Origin of the sequence: Pseudomonas sp. NS1(2017) (assembly GCF_002269425.1) — a bacterium.
Classification (GTDB): Bacteria; Pseudomonadota; Gammaproteobacteria; order Pseudomonadales; family Pseudomonadaceae; genus Aquipseudomonas; species Aquipseudomonas reactans.
In genome coordinates this window covers 807,344-828,407 of the sequence record NZ_CP022960.1, presented here as the reverse complement: position 1 = coordinate 828,407, position 21,064 = coordinate 807,344, and the positions used below count along the sequence as shown (strand labels likewise).

Below are 21,064 nucleotides of genomic sequence, written 5' to 3'. Positions count from 1 at the left end.
TGAATCCACCCGAGAACGGGAGTATCACAGTGCCACGCTGCCCGCACGACGAGAGCGCCACCATGTCCCAGGATTTCTACTTTCTGCTGATGCCGGGCTTCTCGGCCATCGGCTTTATCTCCGCGCTGGAACCGCTGCGGGTGGCTAATCGCTTTCGTGGCGAGCTGTACCGCTGGCATGTGTTGAGTGCCGATGGCGGCGCGGTGCTGGCGAGCAATGGCATGTCGGTCAACGCCGATGCCGCGTTGGAACCGCTGAAGAAAGGCGCGACCTTGCTGGTGGTCGCGGGCTTCGAACCGCTGCAATTCGCTACCCCCGCGCTGGAACACTGGCTGCGCCGCCTCGACCACGACGGCGTGACCCTCGGCGCCATCGACACCGGCGCCTGCGTCCTCGCCGAAGCGGGCCTGCTCGACGGCCACCGCCTGACCTTGCACTGGGAAGCCATCGACGCCTTCAAGGAGTCTTATCCACAGCTCACCGTGACCCAGGAACTGTTCGAGATAGACCGCCGCCGTATCACCTGCGCTGGCGGCACAGCCTCCATCGACCTGATGCTCGACCTGATCGCCCAGGCCCACGGCCCCGAACTGGCGATCCAGGTCTCCGAACAATTCGTGCTCGGCCGCATCCGCCCACGCAAAGACCACCAGCGCATGCAGATCGCCACGCGCTACGGCATTAACAACAAGAAGCTGGTGCAGGTGATCGGCGAGATGGAGCAGCACACTGAGCCGCCCCTGAGCACATTAGCCCTGGCCGAGGCGATCAAAGTGACACGTCGCCAACTGGAGCGCCTGTTCCGTCTGCACCTGAACGACACCCCCAGCAACTTCTACCTCGGCCTGCGCCTGGAAAAAGCCCGGCAGCTCTTACGTCAAAGCGGTATGAGCGTGCTGGAAGTGAGTATTGCGTGCGGGTTTGAATCGCCGTCGTATTTCACCCGCAGTTATCGGGCGCGGTTTGCCAAGTGTCCACGGGAGGATCGGCGACGAGAGGTGGTTTGACGGCCAATTATAGTCAATTATACTTGCGACTATAATTTATAGTCATTTCCATAATTGAGTATAAAACCATGTCCAAGCACAGCGGCTTTGTATTCCGCCGTCCCACGCTGGCAACCAGTATTGCCGATGGTCTGGTGGGGGCCGGTATCCAGGATTTCACCTCTGGCCTGTTTCTCGCGGCGCCGCGTCGCACGGGCAAAAGTACTTTTTTGCGCGAAGACCTGATCCCGGAATGTCAGCTTCGAGGATGGCTGGCGGTGTACGTCGATCTGTGGGCTGACAAAGAAAAAGACCCCGCGGAGTTGATTGCAAACGCCATTGCCGCAGCGCTGGTGCCCTATGAAAAGGGCATTCGCAAGCTCGCCAAGAACCTTGGGATCGAGAAACTGAGCTTTCTGCGCACGCTGTCCTGGGACTTCAGCAAGCCTCAATTGCCCGTCGGCGCGACGCTGACCCAGGCCTTGGAGCTGCTCCATCACGCGGCGGAAAAAACCGTCGTGCTGGTGATTGACGAAGCGCAGCACGCCTTGACCAGCGATTCAGGCATCAATGCGATGTTCGCGCTGAAGGCTGCCCGGGATCAGCTCAACCAGGGGCGTGACGAGGAAGGCAGTGGTTTGCATCTGGTGTTCACCGGCTCCAATCGCGACAAGCTTGCCCATTTGGTATTGGGAAAAAGCCAGCCATTCTTCGGTTCCAGCATTACGCCGTTCCCGTTGCTGGGCAAAGCGTTCACCCAGGCCTATACCGCGCACCTCAACGCGCACTTGGCGAAAACCAACCAATTCAGCGCGGCCGATATTGATGAGGCGTTTGAGCTGGTTGGCCGGCGCCCCGAGATGTTGCGCACGATCATCGGTGAAGTGGCGCTGGAGCTGGGCGAGGCGAGCAATTTGGGTCAACTGCTGCACAGCCGAGCCGAATTGTTGCGCGCAGGTGTGTGGACCGAATTCGAAAGCGCCTGGAACACGCTCACCATTCCCCAGCGTGCCGTGCTGGAAGTGATGGTAGAGCGCTCGCAAACGAACGAACCCTTCGCGCCGTTCACCGACAGCACCCTCACGGCGGTCAGCAAAGCGTTGGAAAACATGGGCAGCGATGTGGTGCCAGGTACCCAGACGATTCAGGCTTGCATCGATGCCCTGCGTGACAAGGAACTGGTGTGGAAGTCGAGCCGGGGAGGGTATGCCCTGGAGGACAAGACCTTTGGTGACTGGTTGCGGCAAAAACGCAAAAACGCCACAACACTGTAGGAGCCAGCTTGCCGGCGATGGCGTCCAGTCAGCCCTGTATCTGTTGGCTGACGCACCGCTATCGCCGGCAAGCCGGCTCCTACAAGGGTTGTGTGTGGCTTATTTCTTTAACAGGGCCGAGCACGCCGCTTTGTAGGCTTCGTGCTGGTACTTGTTCAGTGTCGCGGGCAGATCAAAATTGTGCTTCTTGTTCTGCGCATTAATGGTCTGCGGCGACAGCAGCGTCACTTCAACACCGTCCAGCAACTGAAACACCCCTTCAATCTTGAACGTGGTCGGGCCGCCGGCGAATTCACCCTTCTTGCTGCGCTTCTTGATGGCGATACGGGTGATGGCGTTTTCCTGCACGAACGTTTTCACATGAGCGGCGAAGGCTTTGACGTTGGCCGCTTCATCGTCGTCGTCCAGGGCGATTTTCTTGGTCGCCAGGGCAACGTGGCTCAGCGCCTGGTTGTCCAGGGAGGCGACGGCGATGATGGCTTCGCTGCCTTTGATTTCGATGCCGCAGGTTTTCATGGTTTGGCCTTGAAGGAGGTGAGATGGCGCAGATGGTCGCTTACCTTTCGATGGGGGTCAAAGATGCTGCAAATCAGGTCAAGGACTTTTTGATATAAAGGGCTATATATTGTCCGTTATAGGATTTTTTCTCATTTATTGGATAACCTGGTATCCATTGTTTAATCTGATTATTTCATGCCTGCTACACTTGGCAACACTCATTCGAGGTCGAACCATGGCCCTTACTCATATTCTCTACGCCCCTGGCGAGATTGCCTTGCAGATCGCCGGTAATGCCAAGGCTCTGCGGCTGAGAAAAAACCTTTCTCGCCGAGCCTTGGCAGCCCAGTCCGGAGTGGCTGAATCCACACTCAAGCGGTTTGAAACGACCGGCAAGGTGTCACTGGATGCTTTGTTACTGATCGCGATGAGTCTGGGAGTAGGGGAGCAAATGGCGAATCTGTTCAGTGCACCGCCACCACTCAGTCTTCAGGAACTGAAAAGCCAAACCAGGCTGCGAGGACGTCGATGAAAAAAGTTTCTGCACTGCACGTGATGTTGCAGGGTTCACGAGTGGGAGAGCTGGTAGATGAGCCTGGCCGGGGCATTTATTTTTCGTATGATCCGAGTTGGCTGGCTAACGGCTTCAACCTGGCGCCGTTGTACATGGACTTTTCTTCCGCGCCTCAGTTGGCGGCAGACACCCTGATGTTTGGTGGCCTGCAAGGGGTGTTCAGCGATTCGCTGCCCGATGGTTGGGGGCTCTTGTTGATGGACCGTTTCTTTCGCACGCAATTGGGCATTGAGCGCCGCGCGATTGGCCCATTGGACCGGCTCGCCTATATGGGTAATCGGGGTATGGGGGCGCTGGAGTACAAACCGGTGTTCGAAAAGGGGCCAGAGCAGCACGAACTTGACCTGGCCTCCCTTTACCAGGCTTCACAGGAGGTGCTGTCCGGTGAAGCGAAAGAGGTGATTGAATCACTGCGCCTCGCGGGTGGCTCCCCCGGGGGGGCACGTCCTAAGGCAGTCATTGGGCTTTCATCCGACAAGACGCAAGCTGTCTCTTCATTTGGTGAGATGCCGGAAGGTTATGAACACTGGTTGATCAAATTCCGTAGCCAGGAAGAGCATCGTGACAGTGGCGCTATCGAACAGGCCTACGCTATGACGGCCCGTATGGCGGGGGTCGAAATCTCTGACTCAGCGTTACTTGAGATAGAGACAGCTACCGCAATAGAGAGGTTTTTCGTCACACGGCGTTTTGATCGCGTGGGTCTTACAAAGCGACATATGCTCACCGCCGCGGCGATTCTGTATGCCGACTTCCGTATGCCGAGCCTGGATTATGGTGACCTGTTGCGCCTGACCTTCACCATCACCAAAAACGCCAGGGATGTAGAAAAAATGGCGCGGCTGATGGTGTTCAACGCGCTGGCCCACAACCGTGACGATCATGCAAAAAACTTCTCTTTCTTTGGCTCATCGGCAGGCTGGCAGATGGCGCCGGCCTACGACCTGACGTTTGCCAATACCAGCGGTCGGGGGAATGAGCACACCAGCGCTTTTGCAGGCGCAGGTCAGCCATCACGTACGGTAATCAAGAAGGTCTGTGCGCCCTTCAGCTTTCTTGAGCCTGACCTCTACATCGAGCAGACGTTGGAGGCCCTATCGCAGTGGAACCAGCATTGCGCTGACCTCAATATCGACAAAGCCCAGCGGGATCGCGTGCAAATGGCCTTCAACTCAATCGGGAAAGCCTTCTAGCCGTCACTCCTGCCCGATCGACTCCAAAAACTCCGACCGCTCATCACTCATCCGTGCCAAACAATCATTCTGCTCAATCGCATACGCCTTGGTGCCGTTCACTGCCGGGAAGGTGTCCACGGCGCAATCGGCATCCCGTAATTTTTCCCACTTCTGCTGGGCATCCTTCAGACGAGCGGTAATGTCCGCCAGCTTGGTCTTGTCGCTGCCATAGGTGGAAGCCATGCGTTCCAACAGGCCCTGATAGTTATCCTTGAGCAATTGCTCGGCGGTGGTTTTGTTATAGGAGGCGCATTCCAGGGTTTGCTTGTCGTTTTCAATGCCGTCGCACGGCGTGCTGTCGGTGTCTTCGGCCGCGTGGACGCCGGTTGCGATGAGTGCCAAAGCCAGGAAAATCGATTTCATTGCGCCGTCTCATATCAGGTGATGCGGGAATTCTGGCTCAAGCGTAAGACAAAGAACAGCCGTCAGTCAGACGCGTCATAGCAGCCTTTGTCGCGGTTTGACGCTTTCGGCAATTCCCCTGTCGTTTTTGCACCCGGCTCTGTCGGCCCCTGGGCATATGCTGGCCCCAAAGCGCCGGCAGACGATTCGGCGCATGAATCGCCAATAAGGGGACGCCTGATGAGCCCAGCCGAATTGCACGCCGACAGCATCGTTATCGACGGGCTGATTATTGCCAAGTGGAACCGCGACCTGTTCGAGGACATGCGCAAAGGCGGCCTCACCGCTGCCAACTGCACCGTGTCGGTGTGGGAAGGGTTCCAGGCCACCATCAACAATATCGTGGCCAGCCAGACCCTGATCCGTGAAAACAGCGACCTGGTGATCCCGGTGAAAACCACCGCCGACATCCGCCGCGCCAAGGAGCAGGGCAAGACCGGCATCATCTTCGGCTTCCAGAACGCCCATGCCTTCGAAGACCAGCTTGGCTATGTCGAGATCTTCAAGCAACTCGGCGTCGGTGTGGTGCAGATGTGCTACAACACCCAGAACCTGGTCGGCACCGGTTGCTACGAGCGTGATGGCGGCCTGTCGGGTTTCGGCCGTGAAATCGTTGCTGAGATGAACCGCGTCGGCATCATGTGCGACTTGTCCCACGTCGGCTCCAAAACCAGCGAAGAAGTCATCCTCGAATCGAAGAAACCGGTGTGCTACTCCCACTGCCTGCCGTCCGGCCTTAAAGAGCACCCGCGCAACAAGTCCGATGAAGAGCTCAAGTTCATCGCCGACCACGGTGGTTTTGTCGGCGTGACCATGTTCGCGCCGTTCCTGGCCAAGGGCATCGATTCGACCATCGACGACTATGCCGAAGCCATCGAATACACCATGAACATCGTCGGCGAAGACGCCATCGGCATCGGCACTGACTTCACCCAGGGCCATGGCCAGGATTTCTTCGAAATGCTGACCCATGACAAGGGCTACGCCCGCCGCCTGACCAGCTTCGGCAAGATCATCAACCCGCTGGGCATCCGCACCGTGGGCGAGTTCCCCAACCTCACCGAGACCCTGCTCAAGCGCGGCCACCCCGAGCGCGTGGTACGCAAGATCATGGGCGAAAACTGGGTCAACGTCTTGAAAGACGTCTGGGGCGAATAAGCCACCGCCAACGCATCTTTTCCCCCGGCCGTTCGCGCCGGGGGCATTAACAAGAATTTTTCTGGAGTTAAGTTTCCATGGCCAAGATCGCCCCGCAATTGCCTATCGAAGTCGACAGCGAAACCGGTGTCTGGACCTCCGACGCCCTGCCGATGCTGTACGTGCCGCGCCATTTCTTCGTCAACAACCACATCGGTATCGAAGAAGTACTGGGCGCCGATGCCTACGCCGAAATCCTCTACAAGGCCGGCTACAAGTCCGCCTGGCACTGGTGTGAAAAAGAAGCCGAATGCCACGGCCTGGAAGGCGTTGCGGTGTTCGAGCACTACATGAAGCGCCTGTCGCAACGCGGCTGGGGCCTGTTCAAGATCCAGGACATCGACCTCGACAAGGGCACCTGCAGCGTCAAGCTGGAACACTCCGCCTTTGTGTACGTGTACGGCAAGGTCGGGCGCAAAGTCGACTACATGTTCACTGGCTGGTTTGCCGGTGCCATGGACCAGATTCTGCAAGCGCGCGGCAGCCAGATCCGCACTGTCGCCGAACAAGTCTACGGAGGCTCCGAAGAGGGCCACGATGACGGCCTGTTCACCGTCAAGCCGTTGTAAGCCGAGGACCGTGCCATGGCTTTCGAAGCAATGTTCCAGCCGATCCAGATCGGCAAACTGACCATCCGCAACCGCGTGCTCAGCACCGCCCACGCCGAGGTCTACGCGACCGACGGCGGCATGACCACTGACCGCTATGTGAAGTACTACGAAGAGAAAGCCAAGGGCGGTATCGGCCTGGCGATCTGCGGCGGGTCCTCGGTGGTGGCCATCGACAGCCCGCAGGAATGGTGGAGTTCGGTCAACCTGTCCACCGACCGCATCATCCCGCACTTCCAGAACCTGGCCGACGCCATGCACAAGCATGGCGCCAAGATCATGATCCAGATTACCCACATGGGCCGTCGCTCGCGTTGGGATGGCTTCAACTGGCCGACGCTGATGTCGCCGTCCGGCGTGCGTGAGCCGGTGCACCGTGCGACCTGCAAGACCATCGAGCCGGAAGAAATCTGGCGCGTGATCGGTAATTACGCCAGCGCCGCCAAACGCGCCAAGGCCGGTGGCCTGGACGGTGTTGAGTTGTCCGCTGTGCACCAGCACATGATCGACCAGTTCTGGAGCCCGCGGGTCAACAAGCGTACTGACGAGTGGGGCGGCACCTTCGAAGGCCGCATGAAGTTCGGCCTGGAAGTATTGAAAGCCGTACGCGCCGAGGTCGGTGACGACTTCTGCGTAGGCATGCGCCTGTGCGGTGACGAGTTCCACCCGGACGGCCTGTCCCATGAGGACATGAAGCAGATCGCCAAGTATTACGACGACACCGGCATGCTGGATTTCATCGGCGTGGTGGGCTCGGGTTGCGACACGCACAACACCCTGGCCAACGTGATCCCCAACATGAGTTATCCACCGGAGCCGTTCCTGCACTTGGCCGCCGGTATCAAGGAGGTGGTCAAGGTTCCGGTGCTGCATGCGCAGAACATCAAGGACCCAAACCAGGCCACGCGAATTCTGGAAGGCGGCTATGTGGACATGGTCGGCATGACCCGTGCGCACATCGCCGACCCGCACCTGATCGCCAAGATCAAGATGGGCCAGATCGACCAGATCAAGCAGTGCGTCGGCGCCAACTACTGCATCGACCGCCAGTACCAAGGGTTGGACGTGCTGTGCATCCAGAACGCCGCGACCTCTCGTGAATACATGGGCGTGCCACACATCATCGAAAAAACCACCGGCGTCAAACGCAAGGTGGTGGTGGTCGGTGCCGGCCCGGCCGGGATGGAGGCTGCACGCGTAGCGGCCGAGCGCGGCCATGACGTGACCCTGTTCGAAAAGAAAGAGTTTATTGGCGGGCAGATCACCACGGCGTCCAAGGCGCCGCAGCGTGACCAGATCGCCGGTATCACCCGCTGGTACCAACTGGAACTGGCGCGGTTGAAGGTCGACCTGCGCCTGGGCGTGGCCGCCGATGCCGACACTATCCTGGACGTACGTCCGGATGTGGTGGTGCTGGCGGTAGGCGGACATCCGAACGTGGAACAGAACGAACACTGGGGCGCAGCCGAAGGCTTGGTGGTGAGCAGTTGGGACGTGCTCGACGGCAAAGTCGCGCCGGGCAAGAACGTGCTGGTGTACGACACCATCTGCGAATTCACCGGCATGTCGGTGGCGGATTTCCTCGCGGACAAAGGCAGCCAGGTTGAGATCGTCACCGACGACATCAAGCCGGGCGTGGCCATCGGCGGTACGTCGTTCCCGACCTACTACCGCAGCATGTACCCGAAGGAAGTGATCATGACCGGCGACATGATGCTGGAAAAGGTCTACCGCGAAGGCGACAAGCTGGTGGCGGTGCTGGAGAACGAATACACCGGCGCCAAAGAGGAGCGGGTGGTGGACCAGGTGGTCGTCGAGAACGGCGTGCGCCCGGATGAAGCCATCTACTACGCACTCAAGGAAGGCTCGCGCAACAAGGGCCAGATCGACGTCGAAGCCTTGTTTGCGATCAAGCCGCAGCCGTGCCTGAGCGAGGCGGGGGATGGGTACTTGCTGTTCCGCATTGGTGACTGTGTGGCGCAGCGCAATACCCACGCTGCGATCTATGACGCCCTGCGCTTGTGCAAGGATTTCTAGGCAACCTCCCTGTAGGAGCGAGCTTGCTCGCGAAAAACGCCAGGACAACGTGTTCATCCAGGATGGACGCGTAATCGTTGACGACCTTCGCGAGCAAGCTCGCTCCTACAGGAGCCTTGCGGGAGCTTCACCATGTTGAACACCTTGCTGCCTATTCTCTTGTTCGCCGCCCTGGGCCTTGCTGTCCTCGGCGCCCTGCGCCGGGTGAACATGTGGCGCCGTGGCCGCGCGTCCAAGGTCGACCTGCTGGGCGGCCTGCTGGCCATGCCCAAGCGCTACATGGTCGACCTGCACCACGTGGTCGCCCGCGACAAATACATCGCCAATACCCACGTCGCCACCGCGCTGGGTTTTGTGCTGTCGGCGTTGCTCGCCATTCTGGTCCATGGCTTCGGCCTGCAGAATCGCATCCTTGGTTACGCCTTGCTGCTGGCCTCGGTACTGATGTTTGTCGGCGCCACCTTCGTTTACCTGCGCCGCCGCAATCCGCCTGCACGTCTTTCGAAAGGCCCATGGATGCGCCTGCCGAAAAGCCTGATGGCGTTCTCGGTGAGTTTCTTCCTGGTGACCCTGCCGGTAGCCGGAATCCTCCCGGCGGACTTCGGCGGCTGGTTGCTCGCCGCGTTGCTCAGCGTGGGCGTGCTGTGGGGCGTGTCCGAGATGTTCTTCGGCATGACCTGGGGCGGCCCGATGAAACACGCTTTCGCCGGTGCCTTGCACCTGGCCTGGCACCGTCGCGCCGAGCGCTTTGGCGGCGGCCGTTCCACCGGCTTGAAACCGCTGGACCTCAGCGATAAATCCGCGCCGCTGGGCGTGGAGAAACCTAAGGATTTTACCTGGAACCAACTGCTGGGTTTCGACGCCTGTGTGCAGTGCGGCAAGTGCGAAGCTGCGTGCCCGGCCTTCGCCGCCGGCCAGCCGCTGAACCCGAAAAAGCTGATCCAGGACATGGTGGTCGGCCTGGCCGGTGGCACCGATGCCAAATTCGCCGGTAGCCCCTATCCCGGCAAACCGGTGGGCGAACACAGCGGCAACCCGCACCAGCCGATCGTCAATGGCCTGGTGGACGCCGAGACCCTGTGGTCGTGCACCACCTGCCGCGCTTGCGTGGAAGAGTGCCCGATGATGATCGAGCACGTCGACGCCATCGTCGACATGCGCCGCCACCTCACCCTGGAAAAAGGCGCCACGCCGAACAAGGGCGCGGAAGTCCTGGAAAACCTGATCGCCACCGACAACCCGGGCGGTTTCGCACCAGGTGGTCGCCTGAACTGGGCGGCCGACCTGAACCTGCCGCTGCTCAGCGAAAAAGGCAGCGCCGAGGTGCTGTTCTGGGTCGGTGACGGTGCCTTTGACATGCGTAACCAACGTACCCTGCGCGCCTTCGTCAAAGTGCTCAAAGCCGCCAAGGTCGACTTTGCGGTGCTGGGCCTGGAAGAACGCGATAGCGGCGACGTGGCCCGTCGTCTTGGCGATGAAGCGACCTTCCAGTTGCTGGCTTCGCGCAATATCCAGACCCTGGCCAAATACAGCTTCAAGCGCATCGTCACCTGCGACCCGCACAGCTTCCATGTGCTGAAAAACGAATATGGTGCCTTCAATGGCAACTACCTGGTGCAGCATCACAGCACCTTTATGGCCGAGCTGATCGGCGAAGGCGCGCTGAACCTGGGCCAGCACAAGGGCAACAGCGTGACCTATCACGACCCTTGTTACCTGGGCCGCTACAACGGCGAGTACGAGGCGCCGCGCCAAGTGCTGCGGGCGTTGGGCATCGAGGTCAAGGAGATGCAACGCTCGGGCTTCCGTTCACGCTGCTGCGGTGGCGGCGGCGGTGCGCCGATCACCGACATTCCCGGCAAGCAACGGATCCCGGATATGCGCATGGAAGACATCCGCGAAACCGGCGCCGAGCTGGTGGCGGTGGGTTGTCCACAGTGCACGGCGATGCTTGAGGGTGTGGTTGAGCCACGTCCGCTGATCAAGGATATCGCCGAGCTGGTTGCCGACGCGTTGCTTGAAGACGCCGCACCGGTCAAAACCCCTATCAAGCGTGAACCTGCGGAGGTGCATTAATGAGCGACATTATCCGCCGCGACCCACGCGCTGAGTGGATCGCCCGCAACCGTCTGCACCCATTGCACGCAGCGATGCAACCGGTACTACACAGTTGGATGGGCCCCAACGGCGTCATCCGCAAGAACGTCCATGGCATCGGTTTCATCGGCCCCAATGGCATCAAGCGTATCGACCGCAGCGGCGCCCAACAGGGCGGCGCTGCCAAGCGTACGGCGGCAGTGGAAGTGCAGTTGCCGCTGCATCAGGTGGCGGCGCCTGCGTTCTACATCAACGTGGTGCCGGACATGGTCGGTGGCCGCTTGAGCAGCCACGACCGTGACTTGCTCGGCCTGGCCCGACAACTGGCGGGCAGCGACGGTGCGGTGCTGGCGGTGGTGTTTGGCGAACACAAGGAAGGCACGTTCGCCACCGCAGGCGTTGATCGCCTGCTGGTGCTGGAAGGCCACGAATTCGACGGTTATTCACCGGAGCAACGCGTGCAGGGTTTGCGTGCTGTGGATAACCAGTTCAACCCGCGCCACTGGTTGCTGCCCGACAGCCGCAGCGGTGGTGGCGAACTGGGCCGACGTTTTGCTGCCAGCCTCAAGGAACGCCCGGCTACGCGGGTTTGGCAGATCAAGGGCAACGAATGCATCGGCCGCGCCGGTGCGGGCCAGGAAGACTTGGCTCGTCCGCTGCCACGCCTGATTCTGGCCGCCGCTGAATGCGCCGACCCTGTCAGTGAGACACGGCATGAAGTGTTGCCCGTGGAGTTATCCACACCCCTGGCGCGCAGCCTGCCACGCATCGAAGACCTCGGCGCAGTGGCGGTGGACCCGGCGGCGATTCCCATGGCCGAGGCAGAATTCATTTTCTCCGGCGGCAACGGCGTGAAGGACTGGGCCCTGTTCCACCAGACCGCTGCGGCCCTGGGCGCCACCGAAGGCGCCTCGCGGGTGGCGGTGGACGATGGCTTCATGGCGCGTGATCGCCAAGTCGGCGCCAGCGGCACCTGGGTGACGGCGCGGGTCTACGTGGCTGTGGGTATTTCCGGCGCGATCCAGCACCTGCAAGGCATCGGTGCCTGCGACAAGGTGGTGGCGATTAACCTCGACCCTGGTTGCGACATGATCAAGCGGGCCGATCTCTCGGTCATCGGCGAAAGCGCCGCGATTCTGCACGCCTTGATCGCGGCGGTAGAGGCCTACCGCAACGGCGCCAAGCGCGATGCGGCTTGAGGATATGAGCATGAATACGAATGTTATCAGCCTGGTATCCATCGGCGCCCACCCGACCTCCGGTCGCCCGCGCCGCGCCGAGCAAGACGCGCGCGCAGTGGAATTGGGCCTGCAAATGGCTGGGGATAAGTTGCAGGTGCTGCACGCCGGCAACATTGCTGAGCCGACCCTGCGCAGCTACCTGGGCATGGGGTTGCCGCAGTTGCACGTACTGGAGCAACCGGCGGGCAGCGATGCCTTGCCCGTGCTCAGCGAATACCTGCGCGACGCCGGTGCCCAGGTGGTGCTTGCCGGCAGCCAGGCCGAAACCGGCGAGGGCTCGGGCATGCTGCCGTACCTGCTGGCCGAGCAATTGGGTTGGCCGTTGATTGTCGGGCTGGCGCAGGTCGAGTCCATCGACGGCGGCGTGGCCCATGTGCTGCAAGCCTTGCCACGCGGCCAGCGGCGACGCCTGAAGGTGCGCCTGCCGTTTCTGGCGACAGTTGATAACGCCGCGCCCAAGCCTCGGCAGAGTGCGTACGGCCCAGCGCAGCGCGGTGAGCTGGCGGCCCATGAAGTCGAAATCGAACAAGACGAGTTATTCACAGGCGCCGTGCTGCAACCGGCCAAGCCGCGCCCCAAGCGCCTCAAGGTGATCAAGGCCAAGAGCGGTGCTGATCGCATGAAAGCCGCCACGGCCAAGGCCAGTGGTGGTGGTGGGCAAGTGCTCAAGGGCCTGAGCCCGGAAGCGGGCGCCGAAGCCATCCTCAAGCTGCTGGTTGAGGAGGGTGTGGTTCGCTGAACCTTGTAGGAGCGAGCTTGCTCGCGAAGAACGTTAACGATAACGCAACGTGCCCGATTTGACGCGGCGCCCTCAGGTTCTTCGCGAGCAAGCTCGCTCCTACAAGGAAATGTGGCTTACCCACAATCCCTGTTGATCCGTCTGTGGATAACCTGTTCGCGGTTGTCCACACCCCCTGTGAATCAAGCCCTGCAGCCCTCTGTACGAAAAATAACCAAGCTAACTGACGGTTTTTACTCGGGTTTTTCGCTGTTCCTGTGCATTTCTCCGGTCCGACTTGCCCCCATAGTCTGTTGGCGCTTCTGTGGATAACATGTTCGCTCTCGGCTGAAGCCCTTATTAATCAAGGCTTTCACCGAATTGATCAAAATGTGATCGATTTGGTTTTTTACCGGCTAAAAACCCTGGAAACCCCGATTTGTGAAGGTTTGAGGTGGTTTTCCACAGCACTGTCCAAGTTGCCCCCAAAGTCTGTTGGTGCTTCTGTGGATAAGGTGTTCGCGTACCGCGACAGGCCACGTAAGTCGTGGCTTGTGCTGGATTGGTCAATAAATGAACAAAGCCGGTTAAAACCGACTGGCTTGAATAAGTCACGGATTTTCTTCACTTAATTTCAGAAGGCAAGCGTAGTTGCCCACAATTGCTGTGGGTGGCTTTGTGGATAAGTTGTTGGGTAAAGGCTGGAGGGCAGGAGAATCAAGGGTTATCAGAGGGTTGGGTGTTTTTTGTACAATCCAGCCCCCTGAAGATCTAAAGGTTACTCGTGAACTGCAACACCTTTGAGATACGGTGCTGGTTCAGCCCCCAGGTTGTTCAACAGGCGCTCGCTGTACCAGTCCACGAAGTTCACCACGCCGAACTCATAGGTCTTGGAGTACGGACCTGGCTGGTAGGCGGTGGAGTTGATGCCGCGCTGGTTTTCTTCGGCCAGGCGACGGTCCTGGTCGTTGGTGGCGTCCCACACCTGGCGCATGCGTTCCACGTCGTAGTCCACGCCTTCCACGGCGTCCTTGTGCACCAGCCACTTGGTGGTGACCATGGTTTCCTGGGCGCTGATTGGCCACACGGTGAACACGATGATGTGATCGCCCATGCAGTGGTTCCAGGAGTGCGGCAGGTGCAAGATGCGCATCGAGCCCAGGTCCGGGTTCTTGATGCGGCCCATGAGTTTGGCGCAGCCTTGCTTGCCGTCCAGGGTCATCGACACGGTGCCCTTGAGCAACGGCATGCGCACGATGCGGTTACGCAGGCCGAAGCTGGCGTGGGCGTAAGGGATCTTCTCCGCATCCCAGGCAGCAGCAGAGGCGGCAACATGGTCTTTGAACGCCTGGTCGGCGCGGGGGTCTGTGACGTCGTCCCATTCCAGCAGGGTTTTCAGCAGTTCCGGGTGCGACGCGTTGCAGTGGTAGCACTCGCGGTTGTTTTCCAGCACCAGCTTCCAGTTGGCTTTCTCCATCAAGGTGGTGGTAATCGCCACCTTGGTGTTCTCCATGTCGTACGGTTCCATGTAATGGTTCAGCGTCGACAGGAAGTCATCAATGGCCGGCGGGTTCTCCGCCAGGCTGATGAAGATATAGCCGCCGGCGGTCTTCACGTTGACCGGCTTGAGGCCGTACTGCTTCATGTCGAAGTCGGCGCCCATCTCGGTGCCGGCGAACAGCAGGCGGCCATCAAGCTCATACGTCCACTGGTGGTAGTGGCAGACCAGTTTGGCGACCTTGCCCTTGTCGCTGGTGCACAAGCGCGAGCCACGGTGACGACACACGTTGTGGAACGCGTGCACCACGCCTTCGGCGCCCCGGATCACGATGATCGGGTTCTTGCCGATTTGCAGGGTCAGGTAGTTGCCCTTGGCGGGGATTTCGCAGGTCATGCCGGCGATCAACCACTCTTTCTGGAAGATCTCCTGCATGTCGATATCAAACAACCGCTCATCAGAGTAGAACGGCTGCGGCAGCGAGAAAGTGCGCTCGCGCTCTTGCAGCATTTGCGCGGTGGCCTTGCGTGCGGGTTCCAGCGGATCGCCCAAGCTTAAGGTTGCGGTGACGTCCATCGTGTGTGTCCTCATGGCCATTCTGTGTGGCCGAGATAAGTGGCTAATCAGGTTTGCAGCAAGGCGTAAAAAAAGCGTCTGTGTTGGGAGCGAGTGTGGGGCCGGCGATGGGCCGAACCTTATCCATGGGCGACATGGCCCAATCTGTTCCCGACGCGCAACCCTAGGTCGTTGGGGGCTGGTCGCGATAAGTATGTGAATGTCGCAGATAGGTAAATGGGTGGTTCTGGCGTTACGCAGAATCGCCACCATAAGGCCGATGTCGGCGGTGGAGAACAACATGTCCAATAATTTCCTGAATCCGGTAACCACCCAGACCTGGGCCAATGGCCGGCACATTGTCCGTTGCGTCAAAGTCATCCAGGAAACCTGGGACGTGCGCACCTTCTGTTTCATGGCTGACCAGCCGATCCTGTTCTTTTTCAAGCCGGGGCAATTCGTCACCCTGGAGCTGGAAATCGAAGGCCAGCCGATCATGCGCTCCTACACCATTTCCAGTTCACCGTCGGTGCCTTACAGCTTCTCGGTGACCATCAAGCGCGTGCCAGGCGGCAAGGTGTCCAACTGGTTGCACGACACTCTGCATGAAGGGCAAGAGCTTGCGGTGCACGGGCCGGTAGGCTTGTTCAATGCCATCGATTTCCCAAGCCCGAAAGTGTTGTACCTCAGCGGCGGCGTGGGGATAACGCCAGTCATGTCCATGGCGCGCTGGTTCTACGACACCAACGCCAACGTCGACATGACGTTTATCCACAGCGCCCGTTCGCCCAAGGACATCATCTACCACCGCGAGCTGGAGCACATGGCGTCGCGGATCGACAACTTCAGCCTGCACCTGATCTGTGAGAAACACGGCTTGGGTGAGCCTTGGGCGGGGTATCGCGGTTACCTGAACCACAAGATGCTCGAACTGATGGTGCCGGACTTCCTGGAGCGCGAAGTGTTCTGCTGCGGCCCTACGCCGTACATGAACGCTGTAAAGCGCCTGCTGGAAGTGGCGGGTTTCGACATGACGCGTTACCACGAGGAATCCTTCGGCGCTACGCCGCCGGAAGCCCGTGCGGATGCGGTCGAACAAGCCGAACAAGCCGCCGACGCGCCGGAAATCGACTTGGCGGATCTGCACCAAGTGGAGTTCATCGCGTCGGGCAAAAGCATTCGCGTCGCCCCCGGTGAAACCGTGCATGCCGCAGCCGCCAAGCTTGGCCTGTTGATCCCGAAAGCCTGCGGCATGGGCATCTGCGGCACCTGCAAGGTGATGAAGCTGGGCGGCGAGGTTGAAATGGACCACAACGGCGGCATCACTGAGGAAGACGAAGCCGAGGGTTACATCCTGTCGTGCTGCAGTGTGCCGAAGGGGGATGTGCGCATCGAGTTCTGACCCTCAGTAGAGTTCTGGACGACGATCCTGGTGGACATTGTTGCGGGCGCTGATTGACTTGTTCCGGGCCTGTTCCAGCGGCAGGTCCGCCACCAGTCGCTGTTCCTCTGGGTGTGAGGCTGCCCCGGCCAGCGGGTAGCCATCAGCGTCGACAATGACCGAGCCGCCCACCCAGTTGACGCTACGTTCTTCGCCATAACGGTCGCACGCGGCAATGAACATGCGGTTGACCGCCGCGTTGGCCTGGATTCTTACGATCTCAGCCGGGCGCTCACCCACGGGGCGCGGCCCGTCGGGCCAGTTTACCGGGACGCAGAGCAGGTCGGCTTGCGCCAGCGCCGGCAGGCGCACCCATTCGGGCAGTTCCAGGTCGTAGCAAATCATCATGCCGATCCGCCCAATGGCGGTGTCGACCACCGGAGGTGGCGCATCACCGGGGGTGAAGATCAGTTTCTCGCGGTCCCACAGGTGGGCCTTGCGATACACCGTCAACCGGCCGGTGGGTTCGATCAGCGCCGCACTGTTGGCGACATGTCCGCCGCTCAAGCGCTCGCAAAACCCTGCGACGATGATGATCCCAAGTTCGCGCGCCAGGGTTTTCCACAGGCTCAAGGTCGGTCCGTCGAGTGCTTCGGAGGCCGTGTGGGCTTCCTTCCGGTCGGTGAACGCGTAGCCGCTCTGGATCAGTTCCGGCAGGATAATCAACTGAGCCTTTAGGCTGGCCGCTTCACGAATCGCGCGTTCGGTCAGTGCCCGGTTGTACTCGGCATCGCCGATACGCGGCGCCAGTTGATGGCAAACGACGCGCAGCTGTGTCACGACATGTCTCCTTCCAGCACGCGCTCACTGGCTTGCATGGCCCGTGACTCCGCGGCGTGATCGAGTCGGCGGCTCATCACGCAGTAAATCACTGCCGAGACGGCCAGGCCGACCACGAACGCAACATCCGCGCCGTCCAGGCTCACGCTGATCGGGCCTTGATAAAACCCCAGCGACATAAACGGAATCATTGCCGCCAGGCCTAGGAAATACGCAACAAGGCCGGCACTCGACCAGCGGCCATAGATGCCGGCCGGGTTGAAAATGTCGCTGATGGCGTAGCGCCCTTTTCGCACGACGTAGAAGTCAGCGAGGTTGACTGCCGTCCAGGGCACCAGGAAGTACAGCATCAAGAGCACGAAGGTGTTGAAGCTGTGCAAGTAGCTTTCGGGGATGCTCAAGGCGATCACGAAAATGACGGCGGCCACCAGGCTGATCCCGACGATGCGGCTCTTGATGCGTGGCTTGATCGGTACAAAGCCGTCAATGGCGCTGATCCCGGTGAGCATCGCGCCATAGCAGTTGACGGCCATGATCCCGACCAGCGCCGGCACTGCAATCAGCACGGTAAAGGTGCCAAACCCAGGTAGCAGCTGGTTGCCCACGGCCTGCACGCTGCCAATAGCGTCGGGCGAGGGCAGCGCCGAGGCGAGGAGGGCGCCCAGCGACATCAACCATAGCGCCGACCCGGCTGCCCCCAGGTAGGTCCAGAGGATGACACTGCGCGACGGCGTGTTATGGGGCAGGTAGCGCGAATAATCCGAGACATACACGGCGTAGCTGATCTGGTAACCCGCAGCGGCTGACAACTGGATCAAGAAGGCGGACCAGGAAAAATGTGCGTCGACCACGGCTGAATCGGCTTGCAGGTGCAGCAAGGCCGCAACGGTCAGGACCGCGAACACGCTGATCATCACGTAGGTCAGCCAGCGTTGCACGGTGTGCAGCAGGTCATGACCGATGACCGCGATCACCACGGCGAGGATGATCATCAACGCATACCAAGGCGCGCGGTTGCCCGGCAGCACGGTATTGATGGCGTCCGTGGCCAGGATCACGTTGAACACGTTGAAGCCGATATATACGAAGACCACCGCGATAAACGGCACGATGGCACCCCGCAGGCCGAACTGGGCGCGCGACTGGATCATCTGCGGCAAGCCCATGCGCGGTCCCTGGTTGGCGTGGAACGCCATGGCAAACGTGCCCAGACATACGCCGATTACGATCGCCAGGATCGCGTATACCAGGCTCAGCCCCAAGGCGGCGCCGGTAAACCCGGTGACCATGGTGGTGAGTACGAAGTTGCCGGTGAACCAGAACGGCGCCTGGTGCCAGACCTTGCCGTGGCGTTCATTGCGCGGCACGTAGTCGATGGAGCGGGTTTCGATTTTAAGCGTGCTGGAAGGGGGAGCAGCCGATCGGTCAGAGGGCATGTTCATAGGTATCACGGTCTGTTTTTTATTGAGTGAGCTGCGCAGAGTCCTGTAAGAAAAAAAACAATTGAATCGGCATTCTCAAATAATCACTTCATGAATCTTTGAACTGAGCGTGCAAACACCCCTGGAATGAGGCTTGCCTTACGGATTCATTTTTTATTCCTAAATGATATAGAGAAATCTCCTACGATTGACTACGCTCGTGAACAGATTCGTCGTAGTCGCCCTTCGCAGTGAAGCAGTAGGTGGACATCCTATTTAAATCTCAAGGATGATTACCATGTCTGCTATTCCCTCCCGCAGTGGTAAAGGCGCTGCGCGCTTGCTTGCCAACGATGTCACTGCACTTCCCCCAGACTTTCCTTTTCATTACGCCAAGTTCCTAGAGACCGCCTCCAGCAACGGCACGCCGTTGGCGCGGGTTTCCAGTCTGGCGTATGGCAGCAAGGTGTTGATCGTCGGCGCCGGCGTCGCGGGAATGGTCGCGGCCTATGAAGCCATGCGCATGGGGTTGCACCCCGTGGTGGTGGAGGCCAGTGACCGCATCGGTGGGCGGCTGTATGCCTACGTGACGGGCGATCCGCAAGATCCCGACAACAGTATGATCTGCGAAATGGGTGCCATGCGCTTTCCTGTGTCAGGCAAGGCGTTGATGCACTATTTCGACAAGGTTGGCATGACGGCCAACTCGACTGACTTTCCCAACCCAGGTTCGCCTGCAACCCCCAGTACCGTGGTGGACTATCAGCAACGACAAGTCTATTACGAAGGCGATAACCTGCCGCTGGAGTATGCCGATATCGAGGACAAGTTATTCAAGGTTTTCCTTGAGCAGGACCCGATTAATTTCACTGAAATGGAAACGGCGATGTCCGAGGGCAGCATTGATCAGGTCAAGATCAAGACCTTGTGGAATGCCATTCTGGATGCAGGTTGGGACAACCTCAGCTTTTTTGCTGCTATGGTCGAACAAGCTGGTTGGAGTCGTGAAGACATCGATCTGTTCGGTCAGATCGGCTTCGGCACCGGCGGTTGGAACACCGACTATCCGAACTGTTTCCTGGAAGTGTTGCGGGTGCTGTATACCGGGCTGGATACCAACCACAAGCTGATGTACGACGGCTCCAGCGAGCTGCCTACACGACTGTGGAACCGTGCCCCGGATGCCCTCGGCGACGCTATGGTCCATTGGCCTGCAGACACCACCGTCCAAAGTCTGACTACCGAGGTCATTGCCCAGCCTTTCAAACAGGAAGTGCGGCAGATCATAAGGCGGCCGGATGGCGAGTTCGACGTGTGGGTGTATGACCATAATATCGGAGGCGCCCGTCAATACACTTTTCCTGCCGTGGTCTACACGCCTCATAAACGGATCCTCGACAAATTCCGCTATATGGATGGCGCGGCGCGCTTCGACCAAATGAATGACCTGTTATCCCCAAAGGAATGGGAAGCGGTGATGTATACCCATTACATGCAGTCAGCAAAAATCTTCGCCCAGACAAAACGGCCGTTCTGGACCGATGTCGGTAGTGATGTTCAACACAAAATGAGCGTGACCTTATCGGATCGAATCACCCGTGGCACCTACCTGCTGGACTATGGCCAAAGCCTTGGACCTTACAGGGGGAGCGGCATGTTTTTGTCATACACCTGGAATGACGACAGCCTCAAATTCCAGGGGGATCGCAGTGCGCCGCTGCCGTCCCACGTGCAACTGTGCACAACCCTGCTGGACAGTATGTATGCCCCTCATCAGTTGGACCTGGCGAATGAGTTCGGCATGACCAACCCCTTTGTCGAAATCAACTGGGAAGAGCAGCCGTTCTTTCTGTGCGCTTTCAAAATGAACCTACCGGGGCAGTATGAATACCAGCGCCTGTTGTTTTCTCAGTTCATGAACGGTGTGTCGAGCTCGAATCCCGACGGGTTCATTCTCGCGGGTGACGACGTTTCGTGGACAGGGGGGTGGGCGGAAGGGGCGGTGACGACAGCCTTGAACGCCGTAAATAAACTGGCGGTGAAATTCAACGGTGGAACCCCTCTCGAAAACCCCGGCCCCATCGAACAATGGACGGCGCTCCAGCCGAAGGCGTTGTAAGTAAGGCGTTGTAAGCCATTTCGGTTCCGCGTCGGAGGTCATGAGTCTCCGGCGCGGGCCTTAGGCGTTAAAGGTTATTGGGCGTAGATATGGATTACGAAGTGCTGGCCTGATGCTGTCAATTCATAGGCTTTTTCGTAGATCCTCAATGTCCTTGATGGCTCTCGGATGGTGTCACCGACTTTTGCGTATTTCCTGAACTCATCCCAATCAATGACGGTGGTGCTGATCGTGCCGTCGCTCTGCAGGCTGTTGCCGTTGTTCTGATATTCCATGATGTAACCCTCTGCTGGATTTCCATTTCCGACCGATTATTCGGCAGGCAGTCAGCCCCGAAGTAACGCGTCCGTTTGTTCGGGGTGACAAGATCCTATCCAAGACAG

The 21,064-nt window shown here is 59.4% G+C and carries 19 protein-coding genes; 12 read left to right on the top strand and 7 right to left on the bottom strand.

The genetic code is table 11. The features are described 5' to 3' along the window. Positions 1 to 62: 62 nt before the first annotated feature. Entirely contained in the window at positions 63 to 1,007 is a 945-nt protein-coding gene (locus CI807_RS04015; RefSeq protein ID WP_028618233.1) for a GlxA family transcriptional regulator, read from the top strand. Between the two features lie 68 nt (positions 1,008 to 1,075). Next, positions 1,076 to 2,260: an AAA family ATPase gene (locus CI807_RS04010; RefSeq protein ID WP_095013809.1), complete on the top strand. Its 1,185-nt coding sequence runs from the start codon at positions 1,076 to 1,078 to the stop codon at positions 2,258 to 2,260. A gap of 99 nt (positions 2,261 to 2,359) precedes the next feature. On the opposite strand, the gene CI807_RS04005 is transcribed toward CI807_RS04010, so the two are convergent. Next, positions 2,360 to 2,776 (bottom strand): DUF3010 family protein, encoded by a 417-nt coding sequence (locus tag CI807_RS04005; protein ID WP_095013808.1) that lies wholly within the window; start codon positions 2,774 to 2,776, stop codon positions 2,360 to 2,362. Positions 2,777 to 2,993: 217 nt separating this feature from the next. Here CI807_RS04005 and CI807_RS04000 point away from each other — a divergent pair, with 217 nt between their 5' ends. Continuing rightward, a complete protein-coding gene (locus CI807_RS04000) occupies positions 2,994 to 3,290 on the top strand; it encodes a helix-turn-helix domain-containing protein (RefSeq protein WP_095013807.1) in 297 nt (98 codons plus the stop codon). Next, positions 3,287 to 4,525 carry a type II toxin-antitoxin system HipA family toxin gene (locus CI807_RS03995; protein ID WP_095013806.1) on the top strand — a complete coding sequence of 413 codons (1,239 nt, stop codon included), beginning with the start codon at positions 3,287 to 3,289 and terminating at the stop codon, positions 4,523 to 4,525. The genes CI807_RS04000 and CI807_RS03995 overlap by 4 nt, the downstream gene beginning before the upstream one ends. 3 nt (positions 4,526 to 4,528) lie before the next feature. Here the strand turns inward: CI807_RS03995 and CI807_RS03990 are convergent, their stop codons facing one another. Next, entirely contained in the window at positions 4,529 to 4,930 is a 402-nt protein-coding gene (locus CI807_RS03990) for a lysozyme inhibitor LprI family protein (protein ID WP_095013805.1), read from the bottom strand. Positions 4,931 to 5,149: 219 nt separating this feature from the next. On the opposite strand from CI807_RS03990, the gene CI807_RS03985 reads away from it, so the two are divergent. The 6 genes from CI807_RS03985 (at position 5,150) to CI807_RS03960 (ending at position 12,888) form a co-directional block, all read left to right on the top strand. Beyond that, entirely contained in the window at positions 5,150 to 6,127 is a 978-nt protein-coding gene (locus CI807_RS03985) for a dipeptidase (protein ID WP_005792153.1), read from the top strand. A 77-nt stretch (positions 6,128 to 6,204) separates the two neighbouring features. Continuing rightward, positions 6,205 to 6,735, top strand: coding sequence for a DUF5943 domain-containing protein (locus CI807_RS03980; RefSeq protein ID WP_033898043.1), 531 nt, complete (start codon positions 6,205 to 6,207; stop codon positions 6,733 to 6,735). A gap of 15 nt (positions 6,736 to 6,750) precedes the next feature. Continuing rightward, the gene (gene dgcA / locus CI807_RS03975; RefSeq protein WP_016977794.1) at positions 6,751 to 8,811 is read left to right on the top strand and encodes a dimethylglycine demethylation protein DgcA; all 2,061 of its coding nucleotides are present in this window, start codon (positions 6,751 to 6,753) and stop codon (positions 8,809 to 8,811) included. Between the two features lie 132 nt (positions 8,812 to 8,943). Beyond that, a complete protein-coding gene (gene dgcB / locus CI807_RS03970) occupies positions 8,944 to 10,887 on the top strand; it encodes a dimethylglycine demethylation protein DgcB (RefSeq protein WP_095013804.1) in 1,944 nt (647 codons plus the stop codon). Then, complete coding sequence (locus CI807_RS03965) at positions 10,887 to 12,107, top strand: electron transfer flavoprotein subunit alpha/FixB family protein (RefSeq protein ID WP_095013803.1); 1,221 nt, start codon at positions 10,887 to 10,889, stop codon at positions 12,105 to 12,107. The genes dgcB and CI807_RS03965 overlap by 1 nt, the downstream gene beginning before the upstream one ends. A gap of 10 nt (positions 12,108 to 12,117) precedes the next feature. Next, a complete protein-coding gene (locus tag CI807_RS03960) occupies positions 12,118 to 12,888 on the top strand; it encodes an electron transfer flavoprotein subunit beta (protein ID WP_033898046.1) in 771 nt (256 codons plus the stop codon). 339 nt (positions 12,889 to 13,227) lie between these two features. Here CI807_RS03960 and CI807_RS31235 read toward each other — a convergent pair whose 3' ends face one another. Further along, entirely contained in the window at positions 13,228 to 13,482 is a 255-nt protein-coding gene (locus tag CI807_RS31235; protein WP_157741995.1) for a hypothetical protein, read from the bottom strand. Positions 13,483 to 13,645: 163 nt separating this feature from the next. Continuing rightward, positions 13,646 to 14,941 (bottom strand): glycine-betaine demethylase subunit GbcA, encoded by a 1,296-nt coding sequence (gene gbcA / locus CI807_RS03955; RefSeq protein WP_095013802.1) that lies wholly within the window; start codon positions 14,939 to 14,941, stop codon positions 13,646 to 13,648. A 280-nt stretch (positions 14,942 to 15,221) separates the two neighbouring features. Between gbcA and gbcB the strand changes: the two genes are divergently transcribed. After that, entirely contained in the window at positions 15,222 to 16,322 is a 1,101-nt protein-coding gene (gene gbcB / locus CI807_RS03950; protein WP_028618224.1) for a glycine-betaine demethylase subunit GbcB, read from the top strand. A 3-nt stretch (positions 16,323 to 16,325) separates the two neighbouring features. Here the strand turns inward: gbcB and CI807_RS03945 are convergent, their stop codons facing one another. Continuing rightward, positions 16,326 to 17,141: a nitrilase family protein gene (locus tag CI807_RS03945; protein ID WP_095013801.1), complete on the bottom strand. Its 816-nt coding sequence runs from the start codon at positions 17,139 to 17,141 to the stop codon at positions 16,326 to 16,328. Beyond that, positions 17,138 to 18,577 carry a cytosine permease gene (locus tag CI807_RS03940; RefSeq protein WP_095017496.1) on the bottom strand — a complete coding sequence of 480 codons (1,440 nt, stop codon included), beginning with the start codon at positions 18,575 to 18,577 and terminating at the stop codon, positions 17,138 to 17,140. Before CI807_RS03940 ends, CI807_RS03945 begins: the two co-directional genes overlap by 4 nt. A gap of 283 nt (positions 18,578 to 18,860) precedes the next feature. Here CI807_RS03940 and CI807_RS03935 point away from each other — a divergent pair, with 283 nt between their 5' ends. Next, positions 18,861 to 20,681, top strand: coding sequence for an FAD-dependent oxidoreductase (locus CI807_RS03935; protein WP_095013800.1), 1,821 nt, complete (start codon positions 18,861 to 18,863; stop codon positions 20,679 to 20,681). 74 nt (positions 20,682 to 20,755) lie between these two features. On the opposite strand, the gene CI807_RS03930 is transcribed toward CI807_RS03935, so the two are convergent. After that, positions 20,756 to 20,956: a hypothetical protein gene (locus tag CI807_RS03930; protein WP_095013799.1), complete on the bottom strand. Its 201-nt coding sequence runs from the start codon at positions 20,954 to 20,956 to the stop codon at positions 20,756 to 20,758. Between the last annotated feature and the right edge of the window lie 108 nt (positions 20,957 to 21,064).